Here is an 11,288-nt window from a genome sequence, read left to right as displayed (position 1 = left end):
AATGGCAGAGTTGAAACGTTTCATCGGCATTGCAGCGGCGGGTAAAGCCCTTTCCCGCGAGGAAGCTGTTGAGGCCTTCGACATCATGATGTCAGGACAGGCAACACCGGCGCAGATCGGCGCTTTGTTGATGGCACTCCGAGTGCGCGGCGAAAACATTGATGAGATCGCAGGTGCTGTCTACGCCATGCGCTCAAAGATGTTGAAGGTAAACGCTCCCAGTAATGCGGTCGACATTGTTGGGACCGGCGGCGATCAATCGGGCTCATACAATGTCTCGACCTGTGCAGCTTTCGTGGTGGCAGGCGCCGGTGTGCCGGTTGCAAAGCATGGCAACCGGGCCCTCTCTTCGCGTTCTGGCGCCGCCGACACGCTTGCTGCGCTTGGCATCAATATCGAAATCGGTCCGGAGCTGATTGCGACTTGTATCGAAGAGGCCGGCATCGGCTTCATGTTCGCGCCAATGCATCACCCGGCGATGAAACACGTCGGGCCCGCCCGTGTCGAACTCGGTACGCGGACAATATTCAACTTGCTTGGTCCTCTTACCAATCCCGCAGGCGTCAAACGCCAGCTCGTTGGCGTATTTGCCCCCGAATGGGTGGTACCGGTTGCCCATGTTCTGAAGAATCTCGGATCCGAATCCGTGTGGGTCGTTCATGGCGATGGACTGGATGAAATCACAACAGCAGGTGTGACCAAAGTTGCGGCCCTTGAGAATGGAACGATCCGAACGTTCGAGATCGATCCGGAGTCCTTTGGCTTGCGGCTTGTTGATCCCAAGGATTTGAAGGGCGGTACAGCGGACGAAAACGCCGTTTCCCTGCTTTCTGTCCTCGATGGAGCGCACGGCGCTTACCGGGACATCACGCTGTTCAACGCAGGCGCAGGTCTGGTCATTGCCGGAGTTGCGTCAGACCTCAAGACCGGCATCGAAATGGCCGCCCATTCCATCGACAGCAGTGCGGCGCGAAATGTGCTAAAAAAGCTCGTCCACGTATCCAATAGCGAGGCCAGCTGAGCATGGCTGATATTCTGCGAAAGATCGAAATCTATAAACGCGATGAGATCGCGGCGGCCAAGGCAAGTGTAACTGTCGAAGAGTTAAAGGCGCGGGTGCAGGACCAGGAGGCACCACGCGGCTTTCTTGATGCACTTCAAGCGAAGCGCACCGCCGGACAATTTGCCCTCATTGCCGAAATCAAGAAGGCCAGTCCGTCGAAAGGCCTGATCCGGCCGGATTTCAACCCTCCAGAATTAGCCAAGGCCTATGAGCTGGGCGGCGCCGCTTGTCTTTCGGTTCTGACCGACGGACCGTCGTTTCAGGGCGCACCGGAATTTCTGCAGGCCGCACGTGGGGCGACAAGCCTTCCGGCTTTGCGCAAGGATTTCCTGTTCGACACCTATCAGGTGTTTGAGGCTCGGAGCTGGGGGGCCGATTGCATTCTCATCATCATGGCAAGCGTTACTGATGACGTCGCCAAAGCCCTCGAAGAGACGGCGATGTCACTCGGCATGGACGTGCTTGTCGAGGTGCATGATGAGGCGGAGACGGAACGCGCGCTGCGCCTGTCGTCACCATTGCTCGGCATCAACAATCGGAATCTGCGGACCTTTGAGGTTAATCTGGCAGTGTCGGAGCGCTTGGCGATGATGGTGCCGCCGGCGAAATTCCTGGTCAGCGAGAGCGGCGTCTTTACGCATGCCGATTGCCAGCGTCTTGCCAAGTCCGGCATCGGGACGTTTCTCGTCGGAGAGAGCCTGATGCGGCAGCAGGATGTAACTGCTGCGACCAAGGCGCTATTGCACAGCACGGCGGAAACGCAGACGGACGCAGCATGAGCACCAGGCTTACCCATCTCGACGAGACGGGTGCGGCCCGGATGGTGGATGTTGGCGACAAGGCCGAAACAGTACGTGTCGCCGTCGCGGAAGGCTCCGTGAAGATGCAATCCGCCACGTTGACGCTTATCAAATCGGGTAACGCTGCCAAGGGTGACGTTATCGGCACGGCACGAATTGCAGGAATCATGGCCGCCAAGAAGACCCATGATCTCATCCCGCTCTGCCATCCGCTGCTCTTGAGCAAAATCTCGGTCGACATTGAAGCCGATGAGGCCTTACCGGGTTTGCATGTGGTCGCCACGGTCAAGCTGACCGGCAAGACGGGTGTGGAAATGGAAGCTCTGACGGCCGTTTCGGTAGCATGCCTTACCATCTACGATATGGCAAAAGCTGCCGATAAAGGCATGACCATCCAAGACATTCGCCTCTTGCAGAAGAGCGGCGGAAAATCAGGCGACTGGTCGGTAGGCGCAAGCGAGAACTAACATGGCAGGTCTTCTTCCGGTTGCTGAGGCGCTAGCGCGAATTCTTGGCGGAGCCCGAAAGCTCGACACCGAAATGGTTCCCCTCGGCGAAGCGGGCGGACGAGTTCTTGTAGAGGATTTGCGTGCCAAGCGGCAGCAGCCACCCTTTGCGGCCTCGGCCATGGACGGCTACGCCGTAAGGGTAGCGGACGTGGCAACGATACCGGCCACATTGAAACTGATCGGCCAGTCTGCTGCAGGGCATGCGTTTTCCGGTGTCGTCAGCGCAGGTGAAGCTGTGCGCATCTTTACCGGTGCACCATTGCCGCAAGGCGCGGACAGCGTTGTGATCCAGGAAAACACGGTTCGGAGCGGCGAACAGGTCGCGATCGTCGAAACCATCACCTTTGGGAAGAACATCCGAAAGGCCGGACTGGATTTTGAGGAAGGCGATCTGCTGCTCGATGCGGGGCGGGTCCTCGATCCGGCCGCCCTCGCCCTTGCCGCTGCTGCCAATCATCCAGTTGTGCCCTTGGTGCGACGCCCTCGCGTGGCCATCCTCGCAACAGGCGACGAATTGGTCAGCCCGGGCGAAACCCTTCGACCGGACCAGATCGTTGCATCTAACAGCTATGGCCTGGCGGAAATCGTTCGCGAGGCGGGCGGCGTCCCCATTGATCTTGGAATAGCCGAAGATCGTCTTGAGGCATTGAGCGATGCCCTCGATCGGGCCATCGATGCCAGCGCAGACATACTCGTTACGCTTGGCGGCGCTTCGGTCGGGGATCATGACCTCGTCCAACCCGCTCTGGCCGCGCGCGGCATGGAACTCGATTTCTGGAAAATCGCGCTTCGCCCCGGCAAGCCGTTGATGTTCGGGCGGCTCGATGGGATGCAAATCCTGGGTCTTCCGGGAAACCCCGTCTCAAGCCTGATCTGCTCCCACATTTTCCTCACCCCGCTCATCCGCGCCATGCTGGGGTTGCCACACGCCCCGAATTTACGGACCGCCATTCTGGGAAGCGATATGGGAACCAACGACCAGCGTCAGGACTACGTCCGGGCTCGCGTGACGATGGCAGCCGACGGTACGCTGACGGCCACTCCATTTGCAGTACAGGATTCATCGATGCTGAAATTCATGGCCGATGCCGATGGGCTGATCATCCGCAAGCCGCATGCCGCCGCCAGCAAGGCTGGTTCGGCATGCGACGTGTTGATGCTGCGATAGTCAATTTTCCAGACGGTGTTCTCTGCGGTCGCTTTCGGTGACATTGGCGAGATCGAGAGCCTTCTGCAACTTGGCCGCGTGCAGAAATGAGGGTTCCAGAACCTTGCCCTGTCCAACTGCCTCGACGAATCGCTGATAGTTCGTCGCAACCGGCTCGACCTCAATCTCTTTCCAAGTTGCGGTTTCGATGTCATCACCAAGGCAGGCTAGCAGTTTTGAACCATCATGGCGGTGCACCACTTCGAACGAGCCTTTGTCGCCGTAAACCCGAAGACGCAGCTCATTGACGTGACCTGTGGCCCAGCGGCTTGAATGGACAACACCGAGCGCGCCGTTGGTGAAACTCACCGTCATGGTGAAGCTGTCATTGGCATCAAGGTCGTATTCGCCAATACGGTTGCCATCCGCCTTGTCAAATGCCTTGAGCCGGCAAAAGACCTCGTCAATTTCCGTATCGGTGCCATAGACAACGAAATCGAGAATGTGCACGCCAACATCGCCCAGCGTACCATTGGAGCCGTGCTTCTTCGAAAGACGCCACAGCCACTGACTTTCTGTACGCCAGTCTCCCCATTGCTTCGAAACGAGCCAACTCTGCAGGTAGGACGCCTCGACATGCCTGATCTTGCCAACTTCCCCGCCTGTCACCAGTTTCCGGGCGGCCTGCAGCTGCGCGACGTTGCGGTAGGTCAGGTTCACCATGCCGACCAGATTGGCAGCTTCCGCCTTTTCTGCCATTTCGAGCGCATCCTGATAATTTGTAGCCAATGGTTTTTCGCAAAAGACATGCTTGCCAGCAGTCAGGCATTTCAGCGTCGTTGCATGATGCGCGCTATCCGGCGTTACATTGGCCACCGAATCGAACTCGCCCCAGGTGAGCGCGTCGTCGAGCGAGGTAAACGCTCGTTCGATACTGTATTTCTCGCGAAAAGCTTCCGCTCGGGCTGGGTCGACATCGACTGCACCTGCGAGCGTCACGCCTTCGATTTCAATGAAATGTCGGGCGTGCGTGTTGGCCATATGGCCGGTTCCCAAGATCAAAAGACGCATTGGTCCAGTCCTTAATTGAACAGTGCCGCGCGACTACCAACGCGCCGGCATCGAAATGTCAGGTCAAACGGGGCGGTTCAAAGCGGCCGCCCCGTTGTAAGCCGCTACCTAGCGGAAACCTTCCTCGCCAGCCTCATGCAAGCTGCCGCCGCGTGCAACGATTGGCTCCAGTGCTTTTTCAACCGGTACGTTCGGCGCGGTTGTGATCTCCGGGTAGCGATTGGGATTGTATGCCCAATTCACCGCATTGCGCAGGACGAGGCCGACAGTCTCATCATGATAGGTCGGATATGTCTCATGCCCGGGGCGGAAGTAGAACACATTGCCGGCCCCCTTTCGATACGTAAGGCCCGAACGGAACACTTCTCCGCCCTGGAACCACGACACAAAGACTGTTTCGAGTGGTTCGGGTACGGAAAACGGCTCCCCATACATTTCCTCATTCTCGAGCTCGAAATAGGCTGGCAAGCCCTTCGCAATGGGATGGCCGGGATTGACCACCCAGAGCCGTTCGCGCTCGCCAGCTTCCCGCCAGTGCAGCGCACAGGGTGAACCCATCAACCGCTTGAAGATTTTTGAGAAGTGCCCGGAGTGCAGGACAATCAGGCCCATGCCCTCCCATACGCGTTTCGCAACACGCTCAACAATTTCATCGGCGACGTCGCCATGGGCACGGTGCCCCCACCAGATCAGGACATCAGTCTCGTCAAGGACTTTGTCGGACAAACCATGCTCCGGTTCCTGCAAGGTCGTGGTCTTGACGGCGATATTGCCATCTGAAGCCAGGAGTTTGGCGATCTGGTTGTGCATGCCTTCGGGGTAGATCTCAGCGACGGTCTTGTTCACCTTTTCATGAACATTTTCGCCCCAGACGAGTGTTCGGATGGTCATTTTCGTATTCCTATTCATACCATGTGCCGTTGGGAGGATTTCAAAGGGGCAACGGATTACCGGCGCATTCGTTGCCCAATTTCTTCTGCTAATGAGAAGCTGCCGGCCTGCCGGATTGGTCAAAACGATGGACATTGTCATTGATTGGCGAAATGTAGAGCCGTTCGCCTGGCTGCTGACGCGCGGTGCCGTCCTGCCTGACGACGAGCGGGTCCTTCGCCCCAATGTCGATGTAAAGATAGGTCTCCGAACCAAGGTTCTCGGACAGAATGAGCTTACCGTCCCAGGTTCCGTCTTTCTCTTTGATCTGCAGATGTTCCGGCCTGACTCCGAGGATATGGGTCCTATAGGTATCGGCGTGCTTCTCGGTCAGGAAGTTCATCTTCGGCGAGCCTATGAAGCCCGCAACGAAGATCGATTGTGGCTTTTCATAAAGCTCCAGCGGCGTGCCGACCTGCTCGACAATCCCATCGCGCAACACACAGATGCGGTCCGCCAGCGTCATCGCCTCGACCTGATCGTGCGTCACATAGATCATCGTCGTTTCGTGCATCTTGGCGTGCAGCTTGGCAATCTCAAGCCGAGTTTGCACCCGCAAGGCAGCATCGAGATTGGAAAGGGGTTCGTCAAACAGAAACACCTTGGGATCGCGAACAATGGCGCGACCAATGGCAACGCGTTGTCGCTGTCCACCCGAAAGCTGCTTCGGAAGGCGGTCAAGATAAGCTGTTATCTGCAGCATTTCCGCCGCCTCTTGCACCCGCCGCTTGATCTCTCCAGCATCGCCTTTGGCGAGTTTCAGGCCGAAGGCCATGTTGTCGAAGACCGTCATATGCGGATAGAGCGCATAGGATTGAAACACCATCGCGATGCCGCGTTGCGACGGCGTCAGGCTGTTGACAACCTTGTCGTCAAAGGCGAGCGTGCCCGACGTGATATCTTCGAGTCCGGCTATCAGACGCAGCAATGTTGACTTTCCGCAGCCGGAAGGACCGACGAAAACCATGAACTCACTTGGGCTGATTTCGAGATCAACCCCCTTGATGACGTCGAATGTGCCGAAGGATTTGCGGACATTATTGAGATGAAGTGCTGTCATGTGAGGACTCCTTAGCCCTTGACGCCGCCGGCGGTGAGACCGGAGATAATCTTGCGTTGGAAGATCAGGACGAGAACAACGAGCGGTACGGTGACGATAACTGAGGCAGCCATGATCGTGCCCCACGGAATCTCATGCGAGCTTGCACCGGACAGGAGCGCGATGGTGACGGGGACCGTTCGCGTTTCAGTCGACGAGGTAAAGGTGAGCGCAAACAGGAATTCATTCCACGCCGCGATGAAAGCAAGCAGTCCTGTCGTCACCATCGCCGGCCACATCAGCGGCAGGAACACCTTGGTAATGATAACCCAGGGCGTTGCACCATCCACGATTGCCGCCTCCTCGATTTCAATTGGCAGATCCCGCATGAACGTGGTCAGGACCCAGACAGTGAAAGGCAGCGTGAAAATCGTGTAGGAGAACACCAGGCTCCACAGGGTGTTGTACAGACCCAGGAAACGGACCACTTCGAATAGTCCGGCCAGGACTGCGATTTGCGGAAACATGGAGACCGACAGGATCGTGAGCAGCAGCATTGATCGGCCGCGAAACCGTACGCGGGCCAGAGCAAAGGATGCAGTCACGGCTATCAGCAATGCCAGCAGGACGACCAGAGTAGATACAATCACCGAATTGAGCAGATTGCGGCTGAAGCTGCCGGCGCTGATAACCGACGTGTAATTGTCCAGCGAGAACGACGTCGGAAGGTATTCGACGGTGAACAGCGCGCTGCCAGATTTGAAACTGGTGATGATCGCATAGTAGAATGGAAACACCGCCAGAACGACAATCAGAACCACGAGTGCATAGAAACCCATATTTTTGGTGAGGTTCCAGAACATCAGCGGTCTCCTCCATCCATACGCACGCGGCCGAGCCAGATCGCCACGATAGTCATCAAAGCAATGACGAGGAACAACATGGTTGACTGGGCCGAGCCATAGGCAAATTTGTCGAACTCGATCAGGTTTTCGCGTGCCAGCACGGACATGGTTTTTGTTTGCGAGCTGTTTGGTGTCAGCACATAGATCAGATCGAAAATGCGCATGGCGTCCAGCAACCGGAAGATGATCGCGACCATCAGCGCCGGTTTGATCAAAGGCAGCGTTATGCGAAAGAACTGCCGGACCGGGTGAACGCCGTCGATATGCGCCGCCTCGTAAATGTCCTTTGGAACCATCTGCAAGCCGGCAAGGATCAGCAGTGCCATGAAGGGTGTGGTCTTCCAGACATCCACGATCAACACGGCTGTCATGGCTGTGTCGGCACTGGCGGTCCAGGCGATGGGCTGGCTGATAATGCCCAGCCGCATGAAGAGATCGTTCAGAATACCGAACTGGTCGTTCAGCATCCACCCCCACAGGCGGGCGGACACGATGGTCGGGATCGCCCAAGGTATCAAGATGGCGGCGCGGACAATGCCCCTGCCCTTGAATTCGGCATTGAGCACGAGGGCAACGATCATTCCGAAGAACGCCTCAAGCGCTACCGAGATGACGCTGAAACGCACGGTATTCCAGACGGCATTCCACCAGGCCGGGTCGACGAGCAGGCCCGAATAAATCGTGCGGCCGCTCTTCAACTGGACCCAGGAAAGGTAGTTTTTGAACCCTACCCATTTCGCCGCGCTCATGTTGGTCAGCGATGCGTCGGTGAAGGAAAAATAGATCGTCCTAAGCAATGGCCAGCCGGCCACAATGGCGAGTGCCAAGATCATTGGAACGAGAAACAGCCGCGCTGACCGGGCGCGCTGCCGTAATAGCTCTGAACGTGCGGCGTGAGGCGTCATTATTTTGCCCGTCTAACCAGTTTCGGGAGTACTCAAGCAGGCAAGCGGTGCGGGTTAAATCCGGGAGGTTCTGAATCACCCGCACCGTGCCCTTCGCTGGCAAGGGGCTACCAGCTACCCCCCTGAAGTTCCGTCAGCTTCGCTTCCAGAAGTTCAAGATTATCGGCTGCAGTGCCGTTGCCCGACAACGTGTCGTGGACGGCACTCCAAAACATGTTGGAGACTTCGTTGTATTTGACTTTGGTTGGAGCAGATGGGCGCGGCACAGAATTCTCGAAAACCGGCTTCCAATTAGGAATCAGCGGCTGTGCGGCGGCAATATCCTTGTCGTCGTAGAGCGACTTGATCGTTGGCATGCTGGCTTGGGAAAGCGCCCGGGCCTTTTGCTCGTCTGCTGAGCTCAGAAACAAGGCCAGCTTGATGGCTTCCTCTGGTGATTTCGAGTATTTGGAAACAGCCACATTCCAACCACCAAGCGTTGCTGCCGAGTTTTGCCCCTCTTTGCCGCTAGGCAATGGAGCAACGTCGAACTTGCCTTTAATCGTGCTGTCGTCGCTGCCTGCAAGTGCATAAGCATACGGCCAGTTGCGCATGAAGACGGAATTTCCTGTCTGCCAGATACCACGTGCTTCTTCTTCTGTGTATGCAAGCACACCCTTCGGCGAGATCGTGTCTATCCAACCCTTGGCCCGATCAATAGCCACCGCCGCGTCGGGATTGTTGATGGAGATCGTGCCGTCAGCCTCGACAATTTGCCCTCCCCCAGACGACTTCACCCACTCAAGAGCATTGCAAGTCAGTCCTTCATAAGCATTGGCCTGAAAAACATAGCCATAAATGCTCTTGTTACCGGCGGCTCGTTCACCATCCTGGATCTCCTTGGCAGTCGCAGCCATCTCATCCCAGGTCTTCGGAACGGGCTTCTTGTATTTTTCGAGAAGGTCCTTGCGGTAGTAAAGCGCTGGAGCATCGGTAAACACAGGCATCGCAACAAGCTTGCCATTCACCGTCTGACTTTCGATGATCGATGGAATGTGCTGATCAATCACATCCTTCGCGGCATCCTTCAGATCGAGAAACTGATCGGCCAGCTGCGGCGCCCAGATCACGTCGGTACGATAGACGTCAATATCCGTATTGCCGGCAGCGAGCCAGAGCCGGAACTGCCCGAAATTGTCCGAACTGTTGGCCGGCATGGCAACGATGGAGACCTTGTTGCCGGTTTCCTTTTCAAAACGATCGAGCTGCTTGCGCAGGAATTCCCGACCATTGCCGGTATCACCCGATACGATAGAAAGATCGGCCGCGAATGCCCCGGAAGCCAGCAAAGTGGTGGCCAAAAGGGTCGTAACAAATGACTTTGCTATCATGATTTCCTCCCGAAAAATCTGATGGACTCAGGCGCCCGCACCCTCTGCGGCGATGGCCCCTCTCGTGTACAACTTCCTCCTAAACCGCTTTGGAAACCGCATCAATCTGACAAAATTCAAAGCGCTTTGAATGAAAAATGACAAAGGCATGGCGACCTGTCAAGCCGCATTTTTCCCAACTCGAACACCGCCAAGATAGCCTACAGCGCACTAACGCACAAAGTGTTTATTTTGCAGTACGTTAATGATCTTTCATAACATCATTTGTTGCACACTTTAGTGACGCCCACATGGCATCAGGAACGTTGACAGCAGTAAGATTCATACTAAAGTTCAAAGCGCTTTGAATTTGTGCTATAGTTATGTTCGTAATTTCGAGTCATATCTGATACGGCCGCCGTTTTCGGGGCCGATGAAATGCACCGGGACCATTGGATCGCTTGCTATGAAACTCAAGGAATTGGCTGAACAACTGGGCTTATCGCAGACGACAGTCAGTCGCGCCCTGAACGGGTATCCAGAAGTGAACAAAGCCACACGCGAGCGCGTTAGCCGGGCAGCGGCGCAATTCGGCTATAGCGCCAATGTCAATGCCCGCCGCCTCGCCATCGGACGCGTGGGTGCCATTGGCATTCTCATGCCGAACGACCGGAGCGAGCGCTTTGGTCCACACACCAGCGAGTTTTTTTCCGGGCTGGCCGAACGCCTGTCTCAGGATGAAATGGACCTCCTGATGAGCCCAGTTACCAACAATGATGAGATATCGGCCTACCGACGTCTTATTTCCAGCAAACGCGTGGATGCGATCATCGTCACCGGCCCCACCCTTATGGATGAACGGGTTACCATGCTGATCGAGGAAAAGTTCCCGTTTGTGCTGCATGGACGCACGAACATCGAAGCACCGCACGCATGGCTCGACATCGACAATGCCGGTGCCTTCCGTCAGGCCGCTTCCCACCTCCTTGATCTTGGTCACAAGCACATCGCCATGATCGATGGTCTGAGAGGGCATACATTCTCCGAACATCGCGAACTTGGGTATCGCGAGGCCTTGCAGGGACGTGGAGTGCCGGTTGACCCGCGTTTCATCGTGCACGAACGGTTTTCCGACGAAATCGGGTTCCGCGAGGCACAACGACTTCTATCCTACTCCCCGCACCCAACGGCGATTATTGCGGGCTCCATGATGACCGCGCTGGGTGTATTCCGTGCCATTCGTTCAAAGGGCTATGAGCTCGGCAAGGAAGTCTCCATCATCGCCCATGACGATGTGTTTCCCTATCTCAATGCCAGCAACATGGTGCCGTCGATGACAACGACGCGCTCGTCCATCCGGTCCGCGGGCACGCGTATTGCGGAGATGCTCGTGCGGGTTCTCGACGGCGAGCCCGTCGAAGACATCCACGAGGTCTGGCCTGTCGAACTCATTCTGCGGCAATCAAGCGGGCCTCCTGTAAGTCCCGGCGAGCGCTAGGGCATTTTGCAACATTTCGGCTAACGGACGAATGAGCTCCCAAACACACAAATTGGTAAAATCACATCCTCC

At 56.4% G+C, this 11,288-nt stretch carries 11 protein-coding genes; 5 read left to right on the top strand and 6 right to left on the bottom strand.

Annotated features, from left to right (window positions below; all coding sequences use genetic code 11):
* Nucleotide 1 precedes the first annotated feature (1 nt).
* The 4 genes from trpD to CU102_RS08115 are packed head-to-tail and all read left to right on the top strand — an operon-like array spanning nucleotide 2 to nucleotide 3,540.
* Nucleotides 2-1,021 (top strand): anthranilate phosphoribosyltransferase, encoded by a 1,020-nt coding sequence (trpD, locus tag CU102_RS08130; RefSeq protein WP_106710609.1) that lies wholly within the window; start codon nucleotides 2-4, stop codon nucleotides 1,019-1,021.
* A gap of 2 nt (nucleotides 1,022-1,023) precedes the next feature.
* On the top strand, nucleotides 1,024-1,842 hold the full coding sequence (gene trpC, locus CU102_RS08125) for an indole-3-glycerol phosphate synthase TrpC (protein WP_106710608.1): 819 nt from the start codon (nucleotides 1,024-1,026) through the stop codon (nucleotides 1,840-1,842).
* Nucleotides 1,839-2,330, top strand: coding sequence for a cyclic pyranopterin monophosphate synthase MoaC (gene moaC / locus CU102_RS08120; RefSeq protein ID WP_106710607.1), 492 nt, complete (start codon nucleotides 1,839-1,841; stop codon nucleotides 2,328-2,330). Before trpC ends, moaC begins: the two co-directional genes overlap by 4 nt.
* 1 nt (nucleotide 2,331) lies before the next feature.
* Nucleotides 2,332-3,540 carry a molybdopterin molybdotransferase MoeA gene (locus tag CU102_RS08115; RefSeq protein WP_106710606.1) on the top strand — a complete coding sequence of 403 codons (1,209 nt, stop codon included), beginning with the start codon at nucleotides 2,332-2,334 and terminating at the stop codon, nucleotides 3,538-3,540.
* On the opposite strand, the gene CU102_RS08110 is transcribed toward CU102_RS08115, so the two are convergent.
* The 6 genes from CU102_RS08110 to CU102_RS08085 form a co-directional block, all read right to left on the bottom strand.
* Entirely contained in the window at nucleotides 3,541-4,590 is a 1,050-nt protein-coding gene (locus CU102_RS08110; protein ID WP_106710605.1) for a Gfo/Idh/MocA family protein, read from the bottom strand.
* A 108-nt stretch (nucleotides 4,591-4,698) separates the two neighbouring features.
* On the bottom strand, nucleotides 4,699-5,481 hold the full coding sequence (locus tag CU102_RS08105; protein ID WP_106710785.1) for a ThuA domain-containing protein: 783 nt from the start codon (nucleotides 5,479-5,481) through the stop codon (nucleotides 4,699-4,701).
* A gap of 88 nt (nucleotides 5,482-5,569) precedes the next feature.
* Nucleotides 5,570-6,580: an ABC transporter ATP-binding protein gene (locus CU102_RS08100; RefSeq protein ID WP_106710604.1), complete on the bottom strand. Its 1,011-nt coding sequence runs from the start codon at nucleotides 6,578-6,580 to the stop codon at nucleotides 5,570-5,572.
* Between the two features lie 11 nt (nucleotides 6,581-6,591).
* The gene (locus CU102_RS08095) at nucleotides 6,592-7,422 is read right to left on the bottom strand and encodes a carbohydrate ABC transporter permease (protein ID WP_106710603.1); all 831 of its coding nucleotides are present in this window, start codon (nucleotides 7,420-7,422) and stop codon (nucleotides 6,592-6,594) included.
* On the bottom strand, nucleotides 7,422-8,369 hold the full coding sequence (locus CU102_RS08090) for a carbohydrate ABC transporter permease (protein WP_106710602.1): 948 nt from the start codon (nucleotides 8,367-8,369) through the stop codon (nucleotides 7,422-7,424). Before CU102_RS08090 ends, CU102_RS08095 begins: the two co-directional genes overlap by 1 nt.
* Before the next feature lie 107 nt (nucleotides 8,370-8,476).
* Nucleotides 8,477-9,739: an ABC transporter substrate-binding protein gene (locus CU102_RS08085; protein WP_106710601.1), complete on the bottom strand. Its 1,263-nt coding sequence runs from the start codon at nucleotides 9,737-9,739 to the stop codon at nucleotides 8,477-8,479.
* A 445-nt stretch (nucleotides 9,740-10,184) separates the two neighbouring features.
* On the opposite strand from CU102_RS08085, the gene CU102_RS08080 reads away from it, so the two are divergent.
* Nucleotides 10,185-11,216: a substrate-binding domain-containing protein gene (locus CU102_RS08080; protein WP_106710784.1), complete on the top strand. Its 1,032-nt coding sequence runs from the start codon at nucleotides 10,185-10,187 to the stop codon at nucleotides 11,214-11,216.
* Nucleotides 11,217-11,288 lie beyond the last annotated feature (72 nt).

This window comes from Phyllobacterium brassicacearum (assembly GCF_003010955.1).
Taxonomy (GTDB): Bacteria; Pseudomonadota; Alphaproteobacteria; order Rhizobiales; family Rhizobiaceae; genus Phyllobacterium; species Phyllobacterium brassicacearum.
The sequence above is the reverse complement of the archived record's forward strand: the minus strand, read 5'-3'. Positions and strand labels throughout refer to the sequence as shown.